This window comes from Mesorhizobium sp. M7A.F.Ca.MR.148.00.0.0, assembly GCF_003997735.1.
Lineage (GTDB): Bacteria > Pseudomonadota > Alphaproteobacteria > Rhizobiales > Rhizobiaceae > Mesorhizobium.
The window spans coordinates 8,375-30,333 of the sequence record NZ_RZTB01000021.1; the positions used below are offsets into that span (position 1 = coordinate 8,375).

Annotated in this window: 24 protein-coding genes (1 of these 24 cut by a window edge); 4 read left to right on the forward strand and 20 right to left on the reverse strand. The window is 61.9% G+C overall.

What is annotated here, in order from left to right:
- Positions 1-499, forward strand: partial view of a sigma-70 family RNA polymerase sigma factor gene (locus EOB49_RS10790; RefSeq protein WP_127380953.1) — the 3' portion only. The gene continues 113 nt to the left of window position 1, outside the view; the window shows 499 of its 612 coding nt (coding positions 114-612); its start codon lies beyond the left edge, outside the window; the stop codon is at positions 497-499.
- Here the strand turns inward: EOB49_RS10790 and EOB49_RS10795 are convergent, their stop codons facing one another.
- On the reverse strand, positions 500-676 hold the full coding sequence (locus EOB49_RS10795; protein WP_127292183.1) for a hypothetical protein: 177 nt from the start codon (positions 674-676) through the stop codon (positions 500-502).
- 141 nt (positions 677-817) lie between these two features.
- Between EOB49_RS10795 and EOB49_RS38780 the strand changes: the two genes are divergently transcribed.
- Positions 818-1,075: a hypothetical protein gene (locus EOB49_RS38780; protein ID WP_164781642.1), complete on the forward strand. Its 258-nt coding sequence runs from the start codon at positions 818-820 to the stop codon at positions 1,073-1,075.
- 62 nt (positions 1,076-1,137) lie between these two features.
- On the opposite strand, the gene EOB49_RS10805 is transcribed toward EOB49_RS38780, so the two are convergent.
- From EOB49_RS10805 to EOB49_RS10845, 9 genes are read right to left on the reverse strand one after another with little or no spacing between them, the layout of a single operon-like run.
- On the reverse strand, positions 1,138-2,052 hold the full coding sequence (locus tag EOB49_RS10805) for a class I SAM-dependent methyltransferase (protein WP_127380954.1): 915 nt from the start codon (positions 2,050-2,052) through the stop codon (positions 1,138-1,140).
- 3 nt (positions 2,053-2,055) lie between these two features.
- A complete protein-coding gene (locus EOB49_RS10810; protein WP_127380955.1) occupies positions 2,056-3,030 on the reverse strand; it encodes a GNAT family N-acetyltransferase in 975 nt (324 codons plus the stop codon).
- Between the two features lie 8 nt (positions 3,031-3,038).
- The gene (locus EOB49_RS10815) at positions 3,039-4,187 is read right to left on the reverse strand and encodes a glycosyltransferase (protein ID WP_127380956.1); all 1,149 of its coding nucleotides are present in this window, start codon (positions 4,185-4,187) and stop codon (positions 3,039-3,041) included.
- A 6-nt stretch (positions 4,188-4,193) separates the two neighbouring features.
- On the reverse strand, positions 4,194-5,126 hold the full coding sequence (locus EOB49_RS10820) for a beta-xylosidase (protein WP_127380957.1): 933 nt from the start codon (positions 5,124-5,126) through the stop codon (positions 4,194-4,196).
- A complete protein-coding gene (locus EOB49_RS10825; protein ID WP_127380958.1) occupies positions 5,119-5,880 on the reverse strand; it encodes a TIGR04290 family methyltransferase in 762 nt (253 codons plus the stop codon). Before EOB49_RS10825 ends, EOB49_RS10820 begins: the two co-directional genes overlap by 8 nt.
- Before the next feature lie 2 nt (positions 5,881-5,882).
- Positions 5,883-6,686: a sugar phosphate nucleotidyltransferase gene (locus tag EOB49_RS10830; protein ID WP_127380959.1), complete on the reverse strand. Its 804-nt coding sequence runs from the start codon at positions 6,684-6,686 to the stop codon at positions 5,883-5,885.
- Positions 6,686-7,786 (reverse strand): glycosyltransferase, encoded by a 1,101-nt coding sequence (locus EOB49_RS10835; RefSeq protein WP_127380960.1) that lies wholly within the window; start codon positions 7,784-7,786, stop codon positions 6,686-6,688. The genes EOB49_RS10830 and EOB49_RS10835 overlap by 1 nt, the downstream gene beginning before the upstream one ends.
- 15 nt (positions 7,787-7,801) lie before the next feature.
- Complete coding sequence (locus EOB49_RS10840; RefSeq protein WP_127320166.1) at positions 7,802-8,398, reverse strand: histidine phosphatase family protein; 597 nt, start codon at positions 8,396-8,398, stop codon at positions 7,802-7,804.
- Positions 8,395-9,498 carry an inositol-3-phosphate synthase gene (locus EOB49_RS10845; protein ID WP_127292207.1) on the reverse strand — a complete coding sequence of 368 codons (1,104 nt, stop codon included), beginning with the start codon at positions 9,496-9,498 and terminating at the stop codon, positions 8,395-8,397. The genes EOB49_RS10840 and EOB49_RS10845 overlap by 4 nt, the downstream gene beginning before the upstream one ends.
- Here EOB49_RS10845 and EOB49_RS10850 point away from each other — a divergent pair.
- Positions 9,447-11,396 (forward strand): hypothetical protein, encoded by a 1,950-nt coding sequence (locus tag EOB49_RS10850; RefSeq protein ID WP_245472630.1) that lies wholly within the window; start codon positions 9,447-9,449, stop codon positions 11,394-11,396. The two genes, EOB49_RS10845 and EOB49_RS10850, sit on opposite strands and share 52 nt — an antisense overlap.
- Positions 11,397-11,405: 9 nt before the next feature.
- On the opposite strand, the gene EOB49_RS10855 is transcribed toward EOB49_RS10850, so the two are convergent.
- The 9 genes from EOB49_RS10855 to EOB49_RS10895 form a co-directional block, all read right to left on the reverse strand.
- Complete coding sequence (locus EOB49_RS10855; protein WP_127268456.1) at positions 11,406-11,591, reverse strand: hypothetical protein; 186 nt, start codon at positions 11,589-11,591, stop codon at positions 11,406-11,408.
- A gap of 94 nt (positions 11,592-11,685) precedes the next feature.
- Positions 11,686-12,732, reverse strand: a complete 1,047-nt coding sequence (locus EOB49_RS10860) for a UDP-glucuronic acid decarboxylase family protein (protein ID WP_027036338.1) — start codon at positions 12,730-12,732, stop codon at positions 11,686-11,688.
- 23 nt (positions 12,733-12,755) lie between these two features.
- Entirely contained in the window at positions 12,756-13,859 is a 1,104-nt protein-coding gene (locus tag EOB49_RS10865) for a glycosyltransferase (RefSeq protein ID WP_127380961.1), read from the reverse strand.
- A complete protein-coding gene (locus EOB49_RS10870) occupies positions 13,856-14,950 on the reverse strand; it encodes a glycosyltransferase (RefSeq protein ID WP_127268454.1) in 1,095 nt (364 codons plus the stop codon). Before EOB49_RS10870 ends, EOB49_RS10865 begins: the two co-directional genes overlap by 4 nt.
- Positions 14,947-16,077, reverse strand: a complete 1,131-nt coding sequence (locus EOB49_RS10875) for a glycosyltransferase (protein ID WP_127380962.1) — start codon at positions 16,075-16,077, stop codon at positions 14,947-14,949. The genes EOB49_RS10870 and EOB49_RS10875 overlap by 4 nt, the downstream gene beginning before the upstream one ends.
- Before the next feature lie 2 nt (positions 16,078-16,079).
- A complete protein-coding gene (locus EOB49_RS10880) occupies positions 16,080-17,180 on the reverse strand; it encodes a glycosyltransferase family 4 protein (RefSeq protein WP_127380963.1) in 1,101 nt (366 codons plus the stop codon).
- The gene (locus tag EOB49_RS10885) at positions 17,165-18,457 is read right to left on the reverse strand and encodes a TIGR04295 family B12-binding domain-containing radical SAM protein (RefSeq protein WP_127320997.1); all 1,293 of its coding nucleotides are present in this window, start codon (positions 18,455-18,457) and stop codon (positions 17,165-17,167) included. The genes EOB49_RS10880 and EOB49_RS10885 overlap by 16 nt, the downstream gene beginning before the upstream one ends.
- On the reverse strand, positions 18,454-19,527 hold the full coding sequence (locus EOB49_RS10890; RefSeq protein ID WP_127380964.1) for an NAD-dependent epimerase/dehydratase family protein: 1,074 nt from the start codon (positions 19,525-19,527) through the stop codon (positions 18,454-18,456). The genes EOB49_RS10885 and EOB49_RS10890 overlap by 4 nt, the downstream gene beginning before the upstream one ends.
- A complete protein-coding gene (locus EOB49_RS10895; RefSeq protein ID WP_127380965.1) occupies positions 19,524-20,630 on the reverse strand; it encodes an SDR family NAD(P)-dependent oxidoreductase in 1,107 nt (368 codons plus the stop codon). Before EOB49_RS10895 ends, EOB49_RS10890 begins: the two co-directional genes overlap by 4 nt.
- 208 nt (positions 20,631-20,838) lie before the next feature.
- Between EOB49_RS10895 and EOB49_RS10900 the strand changes: the two genes are divergently transcribed.
- The gene (locus EOB49_RS10900) at positions 20,839-21,111 is read left to right on the forward strand and encodes a hypothetical protein (RefSeq protein ID WP_023809470.1); all 273 of its coding nucleotides are present in this window, start codon (positions 20,839-20,841) and stop codon (positions 21,109-21,111) included.
- A 106-nt stretch (positions 21,112-21,217) separates the two neighbouring features.
- Here the strand turns inward: EOB49_RS10900 and EOB49_RS10905 are convergent, their stop codons facing one another.
- Positions 21,218-21,874: a response regulator gene (locus EOB49_RS10905; RefSeq protein ID WP_127269400.1), complete on the reverse strand. Its 657-nt coding sequence runs from the start codon at positions 21,872-21,874 to the stop codon at positions 21,218-21,220.
- Between the last annotated feature and the right edge of the window lie 85 nt (positions 21,875-21,959).

A 21,959-nucleotide genomic window follows, 5' to 3' on the forward strand; every position in this document is an offset into this window, starting at 1 on the left:
GCGCACCTTCTGCCGCGTCCCCGACGACGCTGACGATCTCGTGCAGGAGACACTGACCAAGGGTCTCGCCAACATCGACAAGTTCGAACCCGGTACTCGAATGAAGTCGTGGCTCTTCACCATCATGCGCAACACTTATTATACCCGGGTCAAGATCGCTGCCCGGGAGGCGCCCGGCCTGCTCGATTGTGCGTCTTCGAGACCAATTTCGGAAGCCACCCAGGAATGGACCGTTCAGAGCAAGGAAGTTCACGGCGCCATTCAAAGGCTGCCTGAACACCAACGCGAGGTCCTGATGCTGATCGGCGTTTTGGGAGTGAGCTACGAGGAAACCGCCGACATATGCGGTTGCGCGGTCGGGACGGTCAAAAGCCGCCTGAACCGTGCGCGCGCCAACATCCTTGAATTCCTGGGGGAGAGTTCGCTGCAGACATTGATAGAAAGACGAAACCAGCTGTCGGATGGTCAGCTCGATGTCGAGGTCGACGGCCGCAGATAGTCAGTTCTTCACGTCGCGCCGACGTTTCTCGACGAGCGCGTTCTGCAATTCGATCGCCAGCTTGGTCAGGCGGTCTGGAATTTTTTCCTGCTCTATGGCGGCCAGCAGGGAAGCAATCTCCTGATCCACAGCCATCTCGACATGCGGATCCGCGGTATCGTCGCTCGAACGAGACATCACATTCTCTTGATAGCGGTCCCTTGATCCTAGTGTGGTGATAAGCGCCTGGCATTACAAGGCGGTGTCCACCGTCAAGAAGCTCACCAGCGGCCCCTCGCACAGATTTATTTCCTTGCTGCTCCTTCGTCGCCCCGGGCCATGGACGCGCTGCGGTGGCGTTCAATCCCTAGGCAATCGGTCAGCGGCCTGATCCTGATATTGATCGGACTTGATCCGATTGCCGTCCTGCCCGCGCTCCTGGCCATGCTGCTTCTTGTTGCGATTCGACAAGACCGCGTTTTCTTCGATCTTGTCCCTCTCCAGGGAGGTCATCGCGCCGGCGCCGGCACTCTTGCCTGGCTGCTGCGGCCGAATTGTTTTTTACCGCCGGATGCCATGATATCCTCCTTCAAATAGGGTACACTCGTCGGTGCCCGTTGTTCGAGGTCCGAACTGGCATCGCGCTGTAATGTTCCGCTTCACCCAGCGAGCAGAAAGGCGTCGCCATCCCACGACCGAAACGGCTTCTCGCCGTCGATGAGGACCCGCAATTGATGAGCTTGCGCCAGACGGCCGATATCATCGCGGTCTGAGAGAAGTGATCCGCGATAGGAATAGTTCAGCAAGGCGAGCCAGCCCGGCCGTTTCAGAACGCGCGCAATTTCGTCGAAATGCCGATCAGCCATGCCGGCCAGAACCAGATAGGGAAAGCTGTCCACCGCCAGCACGCAATCGAAACTGGCGTCGGCGAATTCGGACAGATCGAGACCGGAGGTTTGTCGCAACTCGACATTGCCGAGTGCGGCGCATTGCTCGGAGGCGATGGAGATCATCCTCGGCGATATGTCGATGCCGACCATGCGCTTGAAGGATTTGCACAGCGCGCGCTCGAAACGGCCGGTGCCGCAACCGATGTCGAGAATGCTCCGTTCCCTTCCGGTGAATTCTCGCGCTTCCAGCCATGCGACGATTTCGTTGGTCGTGACTGTGAGCCTTGCCTCATCGCCGAGGGATGCCAGTTGGACACTCGCGGCTCCCGAAATCGCTGCCGCGGCATCGAAGCTGGAGGCCAGCCGCATGACGACAGCGACATTCGTCTCGTCCTCATCGCGCTCATGCCGAACGGCGCCACCCGTTGCCCGCAACATGGCGAAGACGTCTGGTTTGCAGCGCAGCAGTCCGGCGACCCTTCGCAGCCTTGCTGCGTCGCCGGCATCCGCCGGCTGGACCTTCAGCACGACCTCCGCCAATTCCGCCGCTCCAATTGTGGGCGGCAGGTGGAGCGCCAGCCTGACGAGAACACCTTCGGCGCAAATGCCATCGGCCATGCAGTCTTCAACCGCCAGCCTGACCGATGTCGTGCGCCGGGCGGCTTTCGGTGCGGTTACACTCATGCATCAACTCCGCGTCCAGACCCTGCGCATCGTCCACCTGTCGACGGCGCCCCAGCCATATTTATAGGCCTCCTGGCCGCGCAGAAAATCGAACTCGCGCGCATCTTCGCGGATCGCTTCCGCGATTGCGTGGCCAATCAGGATCGCACCTGGGCTCTCCTCGGCATAAGCAGGGTCGAAGCCACCGAGATAAGCATAGGCACGGCCGCGGTGGTGAAATCCGTAATAAGCGCCGACGGTTCCGCCATCGATCGCGAACAGCCAGCATCGCACCAGACCGTGAGCGTCGAGCAAGGGAAGTGAGAGCCGATGGAATTGCTCGACGGCGGCGTTGGCCAACACACCGCCTCCTTGTTCGGCCCAGCGCATATTGTGCAGGCGGATCAATTGATCGAGGAAAGTTTGCGGACTGCCGCTTGCCGACAACAGCGCGATCCGGCCGCATCTTGATGCGGCTTGACGCGCCCGACGCAACTGGCGTCTGCGTCTTGCGGGGACGCAGCCTGCAAGCGTTTCGTCGCCGGCGAGGGCGAGCACGGGGCAGGCGGCATGGGCGGTCGGCCAATCCATCTCGGGATGCGTCATCGCAAGGGAGAGGCTGTCCTGCGGCAAGTCCGACAAGATCCATTGCGCCCACCCGATCGAGAGGATCGACTCGGCGACAATGTCGACGACCTCGGCTTCGCTCCCAGGGACAGCCAGAATGTCCAGATAATCGCTGAGCGAAATGCCGACCGGAAGCAGCTTCGAACCGGATATCCCATGCTCGAGATAGAATGGCGCCAGCCCGACCAGATCGTCGCCACGCCAGACCGCGACCGTCGCCAGTTCACCAGGTGCGAATGCGTGCCACCACGGCACCAGCCAGGCGGGAGATTGAAACGGCGTCGCCGAGGGACTCTGCTGCCACAGTTTCCACCAGTGCGGCGTCAAGGCGTCCAATTGTGCGAGGTCACCGATGATTTCGCTGCGCAGCACAGCTTAGCTCACGGCGTCGCCGCGAAGCGCCGGCGACCACTGCCAAGCTGTGCCAGCGCCTGATAGGCGTCCATGTAAGACGAGATCATCCGTTCCAGCGAAAACCGCCGTCGCGCTTCGGCCCTGCATGTCTCGGCATCCAAGCTGGGCGCCGCAAGAATGGCTTGGGCCATCTCGTCGACCGTGTCGACGAGAAAGCCCGTCCTGCCGTGCTCTATGACATCGGGAAGCGCACCATTTGGAAAGGCGACCACCGGGGTACCGCAGGCGAGGGCCTCCATGGCCACAAGCGAGCTGGTCTCGGCTGCGAGACTCGGAATGACCAGACAGCGCGCCGCATTGAGAATGCGTCGCTTGGCGGTGAAGCCGAGAGGGCCAAGGAAGCGGCGGCGGCCATCGAGGCGAGGTTGGACCTCATCGCGAAAGTACCGCGTATGCGTTTCATAGGGATAGACCTTGCCGCCGATGACCAGCGGCACATCTGCCTGTTTGGCTGCGTCGAGCGCCAGGTGGACGCCCTTTTCCGGACAAACCCGGCTTAGAACAAGGGCAAAGTCGCGCTTCGACTGCAGCAGGGTCAGTGCTTCGATGTCAACGCCGTTCGGAATCGGCGCCGTCAGCCGGGCGTCTGATGGCGCGGTTTTCTGCTGGGTGGGCGAGACCGCATGGAGCCAGAGGTCACCGCGCGTCGGGCGCAATGCCGCGGCCGGATACCAATCCAATGGCAGGTGGAGGGTCACCAAGGTCGGACCATCGTCGGGCAGATAAGCGTCGAAATCAATGCCGTGCAGATGAACCACGTCGATGGGCCATCGGGCGCGGGCAGCCGCGATCGCGTCGCGATGGGCCTGTTGCGCGCGGCTCTTCGCCGCCTCGTCGAGTACGCCGTTTTCGGCCGGTATTTCCACAAGCGTGCCGCTCGCGCTGGAGCCTCGGCACCCAATGACGATAGATCGATGACCGGCCTGAACCAGTGCCCGATCCAGCATCGACAGAATCTGTTCGGCACCGCCGACAGCGTCGGGGCCGACGGGCGCGAGAGGGTAGGCGACATTGAGGACGGTGAGTGTCTCGCCTGGTCGAGTCTCGTTGCCCCGCGCCGTATCTCCACCTGTCAACGGCGTCGCGAAGTCCTGCATCTGATGCATGGGCAGCATGACATTTCACGCGGCCGAGGCCCGCTGCGTGGGGAGCGAGGCGGATGTCATGCCAGGCGCATAGCGGCGGATCATGGTTGAACAGAATTCAGCGAACTCCTCCGGCACCAGGGGCGGGCTGGTGTGGTGGGGCATCATTCCGCGGTGCTGAGGTGTGAAGCAGAAGGTGACCGTCACATCGAAATCGGCGAGTGCTTCCATCTGCCGGTCGAACCAGTCCAGCGCATTCGGCCGAAAACTGTCCGCCCAGGAAAGCCCGGTACGCATATTGGTGACACCCAGCCGCTTCATCCAGGCGACGGCATCGTCTAGCCGCGGGTCTTCGAAATGAAACCACTGCACCAGGCCCATTGCGGGTGTATGGCGCAGGAATTCCTCCAGCGCGGGCTTTGGCGTGCCGTCCTGGCGTAGCAGCCCCATATGGAAATGCCGGTAATAAGAGGAGCCCTCGGCTTCGCGGTGACGCGTCGTTGCTTCCCATTCACGCGGAAGATCGTAGAGGCTGTACCATTGGATGCGTGGCGCATTGCCGAGCAGCAATTCAGCTGTGCGCTTGAGCCCCCAGACTTGGATTTCCTCGGCGCCGAAGGTCGATACGCCGACTTCGCTGACCCAGATGGGAAGGTCGGTGACGGTCGCGATCTCGCCGATCTTCTGCGGCCATTCCTGGATCTGCCACAGGTTCCAGTCGAGGGGAAAGCCGTGCACGGCGACGGCGTCGACATGGTCCAGCACGCCGAATTCCTTCATGCGGGTGATGAACCCCGGATCTATCGGCGAGATGCCACCGAGCACTTTGGTCAAAGCCGGGTTTTCAGATGCGATTGCGTCCGCCGCCAGGATTGCCATCCTGGCGAAGCGGCTCCAATCGGGATCGAGCTCGGGATCCCAATGCGATTTGTTGTTGGGCTCGTTCCAGATCATCGCGGCTTCAATCATGGCGCTGTCCTTTCGAGGGGTAGACGGGACCCCCACTGGCCGCGTCGCCGCCGGCGCGGCAGAAATAGACCTCCTGCTCCGGATGCAGGACGATTTCAAAGCCGGCGCTGCGCAGCATCGCTTCGGTGCAGGCGCGGTTGGGTATCCACCAGTTGGTCGGGTCATCGGCATAGCGGTGCTCGATGAAATGGAGCTTGGGAAATTCCGGCCGGTCGAACAGGTCATGCGTCCAGAAATGATAGTTCTCTTCCATCTCGGGCAGATCTGTGCTGCCGCGTTGCATGGACTGGAAGATCATCAGGTCACCGGCGACATGCTCACGGATAAGGTCGAGCGCGAGCAAGGGGTGGCGCAAGTGATAAAGCACCCCCATGAACAGCACGACATCGAACGTTTCACGCAGGGCGCCGACGTCGTAGACCGAAAGTTTCTGGAATTCGATCTCGCAGTCGGCGATCTCGGCGGCAAAGCGGGCCTGCGCCAGATAGGCCTCATCGAAATCGATGCCGAGGACACGGGCAGCACCTCGCCGTTTCATCTCGATGGAATAGAAACCGGCATTGCAGCCGATATCCAACACCGTCTTGCCTGTCAGATCGGCGGGAATAGCCTCTGCGAATTTGCGCCATTTGATCAGCGGATAATTGCCGAGAAAATGGTTGGGAGCGGTTTCGACACCCGCCAGTTCCATGTTGTGGAACCATGGGCCGAGAGCATCGATACGGCGGCGGATTTCGGCATGGGAATGCAGCATGATCAGGCTCCTTCGCCGGGAACGACAGGCACATGCGAACGGGCACCTGGCATAATCGTGGCGGGTTGGTGATGGACGGGTGCGGCGCCGTCCTCGAGCAGCCGCAGGGCCGTGCGATAGCCGTTGAAAGTGCCGACATCGACATAGGCGGACCCAGCCTTGACGCCGGAGGCTTGACCTCCGGCCGCAAGGTAGGCGTTGACCAACGTGCCGATATATTCGTCACGGCATTCCCGTTCACGCCAGAGTGCCGCAAGCTGATGCAGGATCTGGCCCGGCATCTTGAACGCACCCCAAACCCAGTTCGTGGCGGCGTCCTGTTGCTTGACCTGGATTTCGATCACGCGCTCGTGGTCATCGACAACGACGGCGTCGAAGAATTCGGGACGATCCACCGGGAAGAGCAGAAATGAAAGCTGATCGTCAGGCAAATGACAGAAGCCGTCCTCGGGAAACCAGATCGTGTCGGGAAGGCCGACCAGGACGACCTCATCGGACGCGACGAGAGGCGCTGCCCGAAAAATCGCATCGCAAAGTCCAACGGGGTTGGGCTGCACCACGAAGAGAGCCGCGGCGTCACCATAGCCGGCAGCGTAATATTCGAGGATGTCGGATTTGCCCGATCCAATGATGAAACAGATCTTGTCGACGCCAGCGTGCATCATCCGCCGCACCAGATACTCGCTCACGGCGCAGGGACGCTCGGTCTGTCCATCGATCCGGCTGCCGACCGGCAGCAGCTCTTTCGAGAAGCCGAGCGGTTGAATGCGGCTGCCGCGCCCGGCAGCGGGCACAATGCCCAACATCAGACTGCTTCCATCATCGGTTCGCCGGGAGATCTTTGAAAGGCGTCGTTTAGAATCTGGTCCAGCTCCGCCGCGCGCCGGCCAGAAGTGTGTTCGTCGAGAACCCGTTGGCGCGCACGGGTTTTGATGGCATCGAGTTCTCCTGCGGGTAAGGCGAGCGCCGCGACCACGTCATCGGTGTCGTGGGCCAGCAGGATCTCGCTGCCGGGTTCGAAGAAGCTGCTTAGGCCCGGCCATGTGTCGGTTACGATAGGCACTCCACATGCCGCTGCTTCGAACAACCGGCCCGAAGGGCACCAGCCCTTTTGCGCCATCGCCTCGCGGGTCACATTCAGTGTCAGACGAGAGGATGAGAAAAACGCCGGGTGATCGGCCGGCGGAAGGTGCCTGACGAAGAAGATGTTGTCGCTCCACGGGAATTCCTGCGGATATTGTGCGCCGCCGATGATGAAGCGCTGGTCCGGCAAGCGCGCAGCTGGGCGAACCAGCAGATTCTCGACGGCCGCCTGGCGATCGGGCGCGTAGGTTCCGAGATAGGAGAGATCGGCCTTGAACTCGGCCCGCGGCGTAGCCGGTCGGTGTTGATCCGGATCGACATGCCCATAGAGCGGCACCACGTGACGCGCGCCCAGAACCGCCTTCAGCGCGTCGACCGCCGAGCCGCCTGTGTAGCTCAGGACGAGGTCGAAATCGGCAAGACCCTCGGGGCCGAAATAGGGTGGACGCTCACCTTGTTCGATGCGGGCAAGCGTGACCGGAGTGTCCAGATCGTAGAAGACCCGCAGTCCGCGCCCTGCCTGCTGCGCCAGCCGCGAGGCGTCCACGGCATCGGGACAATAAGAGGTGACGATAACGACATCCGATCGTTTGATCGTTTGCTCCGCGACCCGGCGGATATCCTCCCAGTCCGGATAGAGCACGATGTTGCCGCCGTCCAGATGATCAACATCGCGCGTTCCGGCATAGTAGGGTGTGTCGCGTTCGAAGAAGGTGATGGACCAGCCGCGCCGGGCGAGGGCTCTGATCAGTCCCCTCCATAAGGTGGCATGGCCGTTACCCCATGAAGACGTGACGGTAAGACCGAAAATGACCATCTGCATTCGGCAAAATCCTCGTCAGGCAACTTCGTTCAATCGGATCAGCTTCGCCCCCCAGTCGCCCGACACGATCGTGGTGATCGAGGCGGGATCGATGTCGAAGCGAAAGCAGTCGCCGGCCGGCAAGCCAAGGACTTTGCAGACGGCGGCCTTGATCACATCGGCGTGGCTGACCAGGGCGACACACTGATTCTGATGCTGCTCGTGGACAGCGTTCATCACCGCGACGACGCGCTGCTGGACATCCAGCATGGTTTCGCCGTTTGGTGTCCTGGCCTCCTGCCGCTGGTCGTTCCAGGCTCGCCAGCCGGCGTTGCCGCTCAACTCATCGAAGGTCTTTCCCGACCAGTCGCCGAAGTCGATCTCGTCGAGTTCGGCACAGATCGCGATTTCCCCGACGCCGCAGGCGAGCGCGATTGGCAGGGCCGTCTCCCGGGTCCGCTCGCGCGGGCTGCACAAGATCGCTGCAATCGGCTCCCGGGCCATCCGGCAGCCAAGCTGCGTTGCCTGCGCCTTACCAGCATCCCCGAGGCAAACGCCGTCCATACGGCCTGCCAGATAGGAGCCGACATTGTCGTGTGCCGCATGGCGGATCAGAAAGAAGGTCGTCGTCATTCGGCAGCATCGAGCAAAGGCTCGTCCTTGCCTGCGATAAAAGCGAGCGTGCGCTGCCGCGCTTCGGCGTCGGTGAACTGTTCGGGAGGCGACTTCATGAAATAACTGCAGGGACCGGTCAGGGCACCGGCTATGCCGCGATCGAGCGCGAGTTTGGCGCAGCGTACCGCATCGATCACCACGCCGGCCGAGTTTGGAGAATCCCAGACTTCCAGCTTGAGCTCGGCGTTGAGGGGCACGCCGCCGAAGGTCGTGCCTTCCACCCTTATATAGGCCCATTTGCGATCAGTCAGCCACGGTACGTGGTCGCTGGGCCCAACGTGGATATTGCCTGGCTCCAGGGGAACATCGAACTGGCTGGCCACGGACTGTGTCTTCGAGATTTTCTTCGATTCCAGCCGCTCGCGTTCCAGCATGTTGAGAAAATCGGTGTTGCCGCCGAAATTCAGCTGATAGGTGCGGTCGATGCGCACGCCGCGTTCGCGAAAGAGGTTGGCCAGCAGCCGGTGCACGATGGTCGCGCCGACCTGGCTCTTGATATCGTCGCCGACCAGCGGCAGTCCTCGCTGCTCAAAGCGCCGGCGCCATTCCGGGCGTGAGGCGATGAAAACTGGTATGCAATTGACGAAGGCGCAGCCAGCCTCGAGTGCGCATTCGGCATAGAAGCAAGTTGCCTCCTCAGAACCCACCGGCAGGTAGGAAACCAGCACGTCAGCGTTGCTGTCGCGCAGGATCTCGCTGACATTGGCAACCGGCTCCGGAGCTTCTTCAATCTCGTCGCGCAGATATTTGCCGATCCCGTCCAACGTCGGCCCGCGCTCGACGCGAACGCCGGTTGTCAGCGCGTCGGCGAAGCGGAACGTGTTGTTCGGGGCGGCGTAGATCGCTTCCGCCACGTCGAGGCCAACCTTGCTCCTGGCGACATCGAAGGCGCAGACAATCTCGATGTCGTCGACATGGTAGCCGCCGAGGTCGGCATGCATCAGCCCAGGGATTGGTTCGTTGCTTTTAGCGTGACGATAAAAGGAGAGGCCCTGCACGAGGGAGGATGCGCAATTGCCGACCCCAACGATACCAACACGAACCTTTTTCGATCCCACGAAACCACCACCCTATGTTGTTCAAAGGTAAGTTCCTGGCGCCGAACCATCAGCGTGCCGGAATGTTCCTCGGCCCATCGAAAAATTGCGCGAGAAGCATGGATCGAAGCTGCATTCGATGCGTTGCCGCACGGCCAGCATTGGAAAACCGATCGATGATCGTCTACGGCGACCACAAGCAGACGCAGAACGCACAGCAGCTTCGCGAAGCAGCAAGCGAAATGGCCGAAAGCCTGGATCGGATGTCTCATGGCGTCCAACGCCATGCTGCATTGGTCGGACTATTCATTAGCGTGTCGGAGCTGGTTCAGGCGCTTGCCGATGTCGATTTCCAAACCAGCGGCATCGACATCTTTTCGCCGCGGCAACAGCGAGGCGCCAGATTGCTGGTCGGACTTGCGGCAGAGGTGGCGAAGTCGTGGCAAAGCGGTTTCGGCGTCGGCGGTGGCATCGATCCGGGACTTCTCAAACTGCTGGCCGGGCTCGACTGCCAGGCCGAGGTTCTGACCGGCTCTGCCGAGGGTTATGCGCACTATGCGCTTTATCCCGAAAGCTATTTGGACGCGGCGCAGAAGTCGGGTCTCGATGCGAACACATGCGTGATCGGCGTCCGCAGCATCGGCCTCGGGCTGGCAGCTATGGTGGCGGCCTCGATTGGTGCGCCGGCACCATTCAGCGTTCGCCCGATCGGCCATCCCTTCCGCAGGTATATCAACGCCGATCCGCAGTCGATCGCCACTTGGATGAACAATCCATCGGCGCGTTTCGCCGTTGTCGACGAGGGTCCTGGCCTGTCCGGCAGTTCGATGCATGCCGTTATCATGTGGCTGCGTGAACTGGGTATCGATACGGACCGCATTCACCTGTTTCCCAGCCATTCAGGCGGCCCGGGCATCGAAGCGTCGCGGGAGGCTCGGGAGACATGGTCGCGCTGTCCGAAGCATGTGGCGACGGCGTTTGAATGCACCTTCTCCGAAAGCTCGAAAATTCTCACGTTGCGCGATTGGGTGGCCGAGGCGGTCGGCAGGCCGGAATTAGGCCTGACCGAGATATCTGGCGGCGAGTGGCGGGGCGCCCACTACGCCGACGAAGGGCGCTGGCCGCCGAGCCCTCGCGGTACCGAGCGGCGTAAATTCCTGGCGTCCTCCGGGCGTGACCGCTGGCTCGTCAAATTCGCGGGCCTCGGCGAAACCGGACGGCGCAAGAAACGAACCGCGACGATGTTGCATGAAGCCGAGTTCGGATCGCAAGTTGTCGCGCTTTGCCATGGCTTTCTGGTTGAACGGTGGATTGACGGCACCACGATGGATCAGGCGCCGCTACCCAGGGAAAGACTGATCGCGGAGTTCACAAATTACCTGGCCTGGCGTGCGCTCAATCTTCGAACTTGCGAACCGGGTGCATCATTGCTTGCACTCGCGGAGATGGCTGTTTCCAATACGTCGGAAGCCCTGGGCGAAAAACGCGCGGCAGCGTTGCGCGGTTGGCTCTCGAAACTGGCCCCCGCGAGCGGGCTGCAGCGCGTTGAAATCGATGGAAAGCTCCAACCATGGGAGTTTCTCGTTCGCGCCGACGGCAGGGTGCTCAAGACAGATGCCGTCGACCATTGCCGGGCACACGATTTGATCGGCTGCCAGCCAATAGAGTGGGACATTGCCGGCGCCCGTGTCGAGTACGGGCTATCCGACAGCGATGTGAGGACCCTGGTCCAAGGAATGAAGCTTGCCATCGACAACGGCCACATCGGCTTTTTCGAACCGTGCTATTTGGCATTCCAGCTCGGGCTCTGGAGCACGGCTGCGCAATCCGAAAATGGCCGGGAAAAAGCAAGGCTCGCCGCGACGGCAGACCGATATAGGATGCGACTGATAGGATTCCTGGACGAATGCCTGATATGATCGTTCCGATCAGTCCAGCCTTCGCAGCATGTCTGCTTCCTGCTCGAGAATAGCGGCCACTTCCTCGCGCTGCAGATGCGTCATCATCAAGCTGACGCAGCACTCGAGATAGGTGATCGAGGCGCGCCGCAGATAGGCAGCCGTCTCGCGTTCGGCCATCTGGTCGATATCCCTCGCGGGTCGCTTGGGTTGCATGAGGATGATCCTCCGTATCGGTTCCTCCCGCCAAACCACAAGCTTGGGCGGATGTTCCGCGCGATCTCGGGAAAGATTCGGCGGCCGTCTCGCATCACGCCGGAAGGTTCTGCAGCCCGCCGGATGCTGGCCTCGCTCTTTTGGCAAAGCCTGTCATCTGATCGCCGATGCGACTGCCTTCGAGCGCCGCGAAATAATCGATCGTCAACTTGAGCCCTTCGTTGAGGGGCACCTTCGGTGTCCAGCCGAGCAGCGCTTTTGCACGCGAAATATCGGGCTGCCTGCGCCGAGGATCGTCTTGCGGCAGCGGCAGAAATCTCAGATCCGATTTGGTGCCGGTCATCGCCTTCACCAGCGCCGCCAGTCGCACGATGGTGAATTCTCCGGGATTGCCCAGATTGACCGGCTTGCCCGGATTGGGATCGATATCCATCAGTCGCCTCAATCCATCGATCTGATCGGAGACATAGCAGAAGGACCGCGTTTGCAAGCCGTCGCCGAAGATCGTCAGAGGACGTTTTTCTAACGCCTGCATGATCAGGTTTGAGACGATGCGGCCGTCCGCCGGATCCATTCTCGGACCGTAGGTGTTGAAGATGCGCGCGACGCGCACGTCGGCTTTGCCGGCTCTAAGATAGTCGAAGCAAAGCGTTTCGGCAGTGCGCTTGCCCTCGTCGTAGCAGGCGCGCGGGCCTGTGCAGTTCACATGGCCAACATAGTCCTCCCTCTGGGGATGTTGCTCCGGATCGCCATACACTTCGCTCGTCGAGGCCTGTAGCAGCCGCGCGTCATATCGGACAGCGAGTTCGAGCAGGTTGAGCGTGCCGATCACGCAGGTTCGCGTGGTGTGTATCGGGTCGGCCTGGTAACGCGGCGGCGAGGCAGCGCATGCCAGGTTGTAGATGCGATCCACGGGCTCGCCGAGATCCAATGGCCGGCAGATGTCCTGCTCGATCAATCGGAAACCCGGCTGATCCATGATCGAGATGATGTTTTCCATGCGCCCTGTCAGGAAATTGTCGGCGCAGATCACGCGCCAGCCGTCGCGGAGCAATGCTTCGCAAAGATGCGAACCGAGGAATCCCGCACCGCCGGCGACAAGCACTGCCTTTGCCCTTTGCGCGTTTCTTTTTTGTCGCATCGTCGTTTTCTCCTGTATGCCGGTCATGCTGCGCTTCCGATGTCGAAATCGAGGGCCGCCGCCCTTGGCTGTGTCAACGCCGTCACGAATTCGCGCGCTCTGGCCGCACCGGTGTGGGATGCGAGGACGCGTTCGCGGGCCCGGCGGGCCATGGCGAGGCGTGTGCGCTCGGACTCGCCGAAGAGGATTTCGATGACATCGTCCGTTTCCCCGGCGTTGTGGATCGCCGATGCGGGAAAGAAGCTGTCGAGCCCTGGCCAGCGATCGCTGATGATGGGCGTGCCGCAAGCAGCCGCTTCGAACAGGCGCACACTGGGTGACCATCCGGCAGCGATCATGGAACTGCGTGTGACGTTCAGCGTGTAACGCTGACGGCTGTAGAACGCGGCATGATCGGCCGGCGGCAAATGTTCGATGCGTTCGACATTGTCCGGCCAGCTGATGTCGGATGGGTATTGCGAGCCGGCTACGACGAAACGGCGGTCCGGCATACGCCGTGCTGGTTCGAGCAGCAGCGCGTTCAGCGTTGCCTGCCGGTCGGCACTGTAGGTGCCGAGATAGCCGAGATCCCAGCGGATCGGATCGCCGGTCCGGTGGTGCCGTTCCGGGTCGACCGAGCAGTAGAGCGGTTCGGCGCGGCGCGCGCCGAACTCCTCCACCAGACGGCCAAGCATCGGCCCGCCGGTGAACGAGAAGTAGACATCAAAATACGGAATCTGCCGCCAGCTCAGATAATCGCAATCATCGGCTGAAAGCTGTGCCACGGTTACCGGCGTGTCAATGTCGTAGAAGCAGAAGCGCCCCTTGCAAAATGAAGCGACGATGTCGATGACCACGCGCCCTTCCGGCACGAAGGAGCCCATGACGACAATGTCGGCCTGCTCCAGGCACCGGGCGTAGTCGCGTTGCAATTCCGCTGTGGTTTCGTAGTAGCGCAAGGCGCAGAAATCCGGGTCGCGCAGATCGCGGTGGTTGGCGTACCACGGCACGTCGCGCTCCAGAAAGGTCACGCGGTGGCCGAGTTCGTGCAGACCTTTCAGCAGGCCTCGAAACGTCGTGGCGTGGCCGTTTCCCCAGGACGAGGACAGCGACAGGCCGAGAAAGACGATGTCCAATTGCTTGGTCATTCCGCTGCCTCCACGGTCCCCTGCTCGAAATGACGTTTGAAGACGGCATCGGCCACGTCCGCCCGCAGCGCGTAGGTATGGTCGGCCAGCACGCGGCAAAGTGCGGCCTGACCGATTGCCTTCGCCCGACTGGAGGTCAGCGAGCGCATGATCTCAGCGACATCGCCGCCGTCCCGTGCCACCAGGATCTCCTCGTCTGGTTTCAGGAACAGTTCCACGCCCAGCCATGCGTCGGTGATGAGGCAGGCACCGGCGCCGGCCGCCTCGAAGACACGCGTGGCCGGTGAAAAACCGTTTACGGCCATGCTGTCGCGACTGATGTTCAGCACGGCCTTCGGAGTGACGTTGAAGGCATTATGATCGCGGGTGCCAACGTGACCGAGCCAGCCGACATTGGCGGGAAGCGGCTTGTCCCCCCAGCCCGATCCGCCGAGCAGAAAGCGCTGTTTCGGCAGCTGGCTTGCGGGATCGAGGAAGAATGCTTCGACACGCGCCTCACGATCCGGCAGCCGGTTGCCGAGGAACGCCAGATCGCAAGCGAAACGCGCATTGCTGGCGACCGGGTGATGCGTTTGGGGATCGAGCGCATTGTAGATCGGCACGCATTCGTTCGCCCCCATGGCACGGTAGGCCCAGACGACGGGGTCGCCGCCGCCATAGGTCAGCACAAGGTCGATTTCTTGCAGGGCGCCATGGAGCGGATGGTCCGGTTCGTCGCGCAACTGGGCAAGGGTTGCCGGAGCGTCCACGTCCCAGAATACCACCAGCGCGTCGCTGCGGGCATGGTCGAGAACGGCGCGCAGCAGCGCCTCGTCCTCGAAACCGACGCCACTCGCCTTGACGACGATGTCGGCGCTGGCGGCGCGTGCCGCGACCTGCATCAACGCGTGCTGGGTCGCTTCATAGACGACCACAGTGCACCAGTCAGGGGCCTCGATGTCGCGGTTCTTCTGCCGGTCGTAGACGTCGGGCTCATAGAAGGTGATTTCGTAGCCCAATTGGGCAAGCGCCTTCAGCAAGCCGCGATAGTAGGTCGCGGCACCGTTCCAGTAGGACGACAAGAGGCTCGATCCATAGAATGCCATCTTCATGCGGCGGCTTCCTTTGCGGTGGTCTTGTTGATGGTATGTTCGGTTGTGCATTCCATGAGCACGCCGAACAACTCGTCGACGCGGTGCTGGCAGGTGTGCCGCGAGCGGATGGTCTCGAGACCCGAAGTCACCAGGGAAGCCGCGAAATCCGCATCGGCCAACACCGCCCGCAGGTGTAGCCGCATTTGCGAGCCATTGTGGGCGAACAGGAAGTCGACGCCGGGCCTGAACAGCTGCTCGACATCGGACCATGGTGCTGAAATCAGCGGAATGCCGCAGGCGAGTGCCTCGAACATGCGGATCGTCGGAATTCCGGGCAAACCCTCACGATAGGGGCGCCGTGGGATGTGGACGGTGACACGATGCGCGGCGAACGCCTTCGGCACGTCGGCATTGGCGATCCATCCGTCATAGCGCAGTCCGGCGGTGGCCAGATCCGCAAGTGCGGGCTTGGGGTAGCGTACGCCGTGCACGGTGGCATCGAGACCGAGATCGTGTACCGGCTCGATCAGAAACTCCTTGAGTTCGGCGGTCCGCTCATCGTCGCCCCAGTTTCCAATCCAGACCAGATCGGACGTGGGGTGGATCTCCGGGTGTGGCTTGAACAGGCGATCGTCCGCGGCTTCATGCCAAGTGAAGACGCGCTTGCCCCAGCCGGCGCGCAGATAGCTCTCGCGCAAGGCCTCGCCAAAGGCGAGAACGCCGTCATAGTGCTCCAACCGCAGCGCCGAGATTGCCTCGGTCGCCGATACCGCCCGGTGGTGGGTGTCATGAAACAGAAGGATGAAGTTGCCGCCAGCGGCCCTGGCACGGCCGATGCGTGCGACAAGCTCCGGATCCGACCACTCATGCACGATCACAACGTCGGCCTCAGCGATCCAGGCCTCGTGATCGAACCCGGCATCGTAGGTCACCGGCATCAGTTCTGGGAAATCCTTGCGGAAGCGTTCGATGGCGAAGGATCCCTTCTCAGCCAGCAGGTTCGAACGGCTCCAGCTGTCGGACGGCTCCAGCGCGACCGCCTGGTGCCGGCGCGCGACCAGTTCCCGCATGATACCGCGCAGGAAATGGGCATTGCCGTGGTTCCAGTCGGAAACGACCGAGTGGGTGTAGAACAGAAAGCGCATGGTCAGCGCCCCGCCATGGCCAGGGCCGCCTTGTCGTAGATGCCTCGCATGGCCGCCGCTTGCCTGGCCAGTGTAAACCGGCGGCTTCGTCGCAGGGCTGCCTGACCGAGCTCTCGCCTGAGCTCGGCATCGCTGGAGAGACGATTGAGGCAGGCAGCGAGGTCGTGCGGATTGCGCGCGTCAAAGAACATCGCGGCCCCGTCCCATAGTTCGCGATAGGTTGCGATGTCGGAAAGCACCAGGGGCGTCGCCGACATGGCAGCTTCCAGCGCGGCCAGACCGAATGGCTCATAGATTGATGGCGACACGAAAATGCCGGCGCGCGCCATCAAGGAGCGCACCTCGTGAGACGGCAGTGCTCCCAGAGGAACAGCATAGCTGAAGCTGGTACGCCCGCCGTTGGGACCGTGCATCGAACCGGCGGCAAAAACGGGCCATTGCGTCAGCGACGCGGCCTGGTCGATCACCGCCGCATTCTTGCCCTCGTCCCACCAGCGGGCAGCGGCGAAGACGAGCGGTTGGCGCTTTTCGGTCTTCGGCACCGGACTTGCACTATTTCCGACCACACTCAGACGCGCGATCGGGCCGTAGCAGGTCTCAAGCATGTCGGCGTGGCTGCGGCTCGGCACGATAACAGCGTCGGCCCGATCCAAGCCGCGCCTGTTGCGCTCCTTCTGCCAGGCCCATGCGCCATCCACGGCCTGTTTCCTGACGGCGTGGAACCATGTCGTCACGCAGGAATGGGAGACCACCACGGCCGGGCACGGCGCATCGAATCCCGATGCCTGCGTCGGCGCGTTGAAATGGACAAGGTCGATGGCGTGGTCGCGCATGGGCGCAAGCAATTCCCGCGGCAGCGCGTCGAGGTCGCCGCCGTTGCGGGTCATCCAATCCGGCGGCGTATTCAACCAGATCAGCGTCGTGAAAGCCTCTGCTTCCGCAGCCTGCTGCCTCGACGGTTGTGGACCGAGGCCGGCAAGCACCACGCTGTCGCCGCCGTTCACAATTTCCCGTGCCAGATCAAGGGCATAGCGCCATACGCCGCCCACGGCATCGACAGTCATCAGGATGCGCCGCGAGCGCGGCGTCAGTGTCCGCAACATGTCGCCTCCAGTTCCGCCAGCGGTCGCGGCCGCCTCTCCTGGATGTCACTGAATTTCTGGAAAGATGCGAGGTAGTGGTCATGGGCGCGTTCCCAGGCAAGGTCGTCGGGTTCGCCCCAAAGCTCGCGGTAGCTGGGCGAACTCGGATACGGATAAAGCGGCACAGGTTCGTTAGCCCATACGCCGTGGTCGATCAGGTGGGTTCGCCAGTGCTCGACCAGGGCGGGATCATCCTCGACCACGCCGATCAGATTGGCCTGAACGAATGGAACGTGACGTCTGGCATCGACGAGCAGCGCGGCGAGTTCCTCGGTACCCAGCCGGCAGCGCTTGGCCAGCATTGCCCGACCTTCGACGGTCAGGCTTTCGAGACCGGCCTCGATGGAGACGCAGCCTGCGGCGCCCAGCAATTCCAGCAGCTCGGGCTTCCACAAATCGATGCGGGTCTGTACGCCGAATTTCACATCGCGATCGACCAAGGCTTCCAGCAACGCTTTTTGCGGCAGGAAGATCTCGTCGATGAAGTAGATGTAGCCGACACCTTGGGCAATCAGCCGATCGATCTCCGCTACCACCGCTTCGTGGTTTCGACGGCGATAGGCATCACGGAAATCGATCTTGGCGCAGAAACTGCAGTTATAGGGACAGCCGCGCGATGCCTCGACTTCCGCACCGAACCCCACCTGATTGTCATCGAACCTGTGATGGTGGTGCGAATGGGCTGCGATCCAGTCCGCTGGCCATTCGAGTGGCGGATGATCGACAAACGAGCTGGCGTGGACGCCTCCGTTCGAAACCACCCTGGCATCCCGCAGATAAGCGGTTGAGGGCACGGCGCTCCAATCATCGCGCCGGGCAAGTTGCTCGACGACTTCTTCACATTCGCCGCGCACGACGATGTCGACGCCGAGCTTGCGCAAGGTTGGCGCCGGCGTTGCCGAGCCATGCGGCCCGACCGCGACCGTGCGTCCACCGCGCCCGGCGAGACGGTTGAGGAAATCGGCCGGCACACGCAATTCCGGCGGTGCGCAGCGCCAGAACAGATAGGTCGGGGCGGTACTGACGACGGTCATCGCCGGGGCGAAATCAGCCACCCGCTCGCAGAGACCGGAATTATCGAGCCTCTGCAACTGCCCATCCAGCATCAGCACCTCATGCCCGGCGGCTTCGAGCAGGGCCTTCGAATAGCCGAGTTCCAGCGGCAGATGTGGTTGGCGGCAGCCGAAATAGATGCTGTCGTCGTAGGTCCAGAATGGGTTTACCAAAGCGATTTTCATGCGACGTACCTCACGGCTTCAGGGCGAGGCTCGAGCCGATGGCGCTGCAGCCAGTCGGCGAGGTCGCGGACGCCTTCGCGCCATGAAACATGGGCCATCCAGCCAAGCGCGGTTTTGATCTTGCGGGTGTCGGCGACGAAGAAGGGCTGGTCGCCGGTGCGTTCCCCATCGTGGCGGATTGAAAGCTCATGGCCGGTCAGGCTATGAATCTCGCTCAACAGCCTGCGCAGGCTGACCGCATTTTCCGGGCCGCCGCCAAGATTGAATGCTTGGCCTTTGATGGTCTCGATGCGATCGAGCACGGCCCTGTAGGCGGCAACGGCATCGGAGACATGCAGGATATCGCGCACTTGCCTGCCGTCGCCGTAAATGGTGATTGGGCGTCCCGTCAGCGCGCTGAGCAGGAAGTGTGCGACCCAGCCCTGGTCCTCGGTTCCGAACTGGCGCGGTCCATAGATGCAGCTCATCCGCAGCACCGCCGTCGGCATGCCGTAAGATTTGGCATAGTCGAGCACATACTGATCCGCCGCGCCTTTGGAGCAACCGTAGGGCGTGCAGAAGTCCAGGCCCCGAGCCTCATCGATGCCGTGCGCCTGGATGACGCTGTCGCAAGGCACATAGCGATCGCCGTCCTCGCGGACCGCGACGTCAGGCAGGCTGCCATAGACCTTGTTGGTGCTGGCGAAGATCACCGGGATACGCTCGCCGCTCAGTCGTGCCGCCTCCAGAACGTTGAACGTTCCCCGAAGGTTGATGTCGAAATCCTCGCCCGGCTGGACCAGGCTTGTGGTGACGGCGGTTTGCGCGGCCAGATGGAAAATTGCCTTCGAAACCATCAAGACAGGCGCCAGGGCGTTGGCGTCTCGCACGTCGACCGTCTCCACCGTGAGGCGACCGCCGTGTTTTTGCGCCAGCCATTCAAGGTTCTGCTCGACGCCCGGACGGCTGAGATTGTCGATCACCAGTACCGGCTCGCCATCCGACAACAGGCTGTCGGCGAGGTTCGATCCTATGAAGCCGCTGCCGCCGACGATGGCGACCGGCGCGTCGCGTCGATTGCGTGTGTTCATGAGACCAACCCGCGTTCTTCGAGCTCGCGCTTCATGTCGGCGCCGCGGTCGACGGCGGACGTGTTACGCACCCAGGAGACGAACTCGCCGAGCGAATTCTCCAGTTGCCGCACCGGCTCGAAACCGAGCAACTCACGGGCCTTGGAAATATCGGCGAAGCAGTTGCGGATATCGCCGGAGCGGGCTTTGCCGAGCAGTTCCGGCGAGCGATTCGGTGTCCCCATGGCCTCGGCCAGCAATCGCGCGACTTCGCTGATCGCATAGGCGCGGCCGCTGCCGATGTTGATGACATGACCCTTTGCCTGGCGTTGCTGCAGAGCAAGGCGAAAGGCGCGGGCGACGTCCTGCACATGGACGAAATCGCGCTTCTGTTCGCCATCCTCGAAGATCATTGGCCGTTGGCCGTTGGCGAGACGCGAAGCGAAGTTGGCCAGCACGCCGGTATAGGGATTCGACAACGCCTGGCCGGCGCCGAAGACATTGAACAGGCGCAGCGCGACCGCATCGATGCCATAGGCCTCGCCGAAGATCAGCACGGCGCGTTCCTGGGCGTATTTTGTCAGCGCATAGATGGAGGCGAGATCGACCGGCTTTTCTTCGTCCGTCGGCAGCGGCGAGAGGGCGTCTCCACCTGGCGACAGCGGGTTCCATTGCCCGCTCCTGATGTCGCTAGCCTTGCGCCGAGCATTGTCGATACGCCGGCCGTCTGGCGTTGCATAGAGCCCTTCGCCATAGACGCTCATCGACGAGGCGACGACGATCCGTTCGACCGGGTGTTTGATCAGCGCATCGAGCAGCGTTGCGGTGCCGAGATCGTTGGCGCCGACATAGCGCGCGATCTCATACATCGATTGTCCGACGCCGACTTCCGCCGCCAGATGAATGACCGCGTCAACGCCTTCCAGCGCACTGGCGACCGCCTCCCGGTCCCGGACATCGCCCTTGATCAGCTCGGTCCCGGCGGGAAGCGCGACGGCTTCGCCTGCATGCACCTGCTCCAGCAGCGCATCGAGGATGCGAACCGAATAATCCTGCTCGACGAGTTCCTGTGCGACATGCCGGCCGATGAAGCCGCAGCCTCCTGTAACCAATATGCGTTTCACGACGACTCCTCAGACAAGTAACCTCGGCGCCCCGAACTTTTCGGCAAAAGGTTTGTTCCCTTTGCTTCAACAAAGTTCCTTTGGCCGGCTTCGTTGGGAGCCGGCGCCGCGATCACCGCGCGGTGCTGGAACATTGACGCCCTTGTGCTGTTAGGACGCCCGACAGCCCGCGCGTCCCATGTGGCAACGCCGATCAAAGGAGATTTCAATGTCTCAGTCGCAAACGACCACCAACCATGACGAAATTCGCAAATGGGCCGAGGAGCGGGACGGCCGGCCGGCGGTGGTGCGCACCAAAGGCGAGGGCGGTATACTGCGGATCGACTTCGGCGAGCCCGAGGAAGCATTCGAGCCCATCGAATGGGACGAGTTCTTCCGGATATTCGACGAGAATGATCTGGCCTTTCTGTATCAGGCCAAGACCGGTGAGGGGAAAGCCAGCCGTTTCAACAAATTCGTCGAGCGCAATCAGAAGGGCTGATGACGCCGGCCAAGCGGCCGATCTGTACGGCCAAGTTTTCGAGATGTGGTGAACAATGACGGCCCCGCGGCTTGGCACTTCAGCCTGAGAGGCCTTGGAGGTAAAACTAATGCATCAGTTTTGCGCCGCGGGTTTTCGCCATCTCTCGCATGATGCCGTTGAGCCAGTTTTCAGTGGATTGACCAAGCTGTCTGCGGTCGACATCCCGGATCGCTTGCTCGAGCGTCCTCTCGACGAGCCGATCCGATGCGTCGACGTCTCCCAGCAAAAGGCGCGCCGCAAGTCGCAGTTTGGGCAAAAGCGCGAAGACGTCGTCGGACGGGTCCGGTACGGAGGTCGCCCGTCCCGATGCCTGTGGGGGAAAGAGTGCGTTGAACACGGCCTGGCTGCCCGAGGATTTCCGCAAATTGCTGGCGTAGCGGAGATGATCGGGAATGGCGATGTCGTCATCGCCACTGAAGAACACGAAGGGGACACCCCGGCGCATCAACTCATCGGCGATTGGAAACACGCGTCGGCCATTGAGATTGACGTCGAGAATTGCAGCTTCGGCCGTCCCGGTGTGTTTGGAAGCCTGTTCGACAGTTGCAGCGGGACCAAGGATTATGGCGCCCATATTGCTGAAAAACCGCGCAAGATCTCCCGCCATCGTCCATTCGTCTTCGACTATCAGAATATGCAGCCCCCGCAGGTCGCGCACGTCGTCATCCTTTCTTGGAACGGAGGTTAGAATGCAGCGGATTTGCTTTCCGAATTCTGTCATCCAAGGCCGCCTGCAACCGTTTCGCAAGCATCAGCATGCGATCCGGGACGGGCCCCGCATGGGAACCTTCGAGCGATCCAGGCGC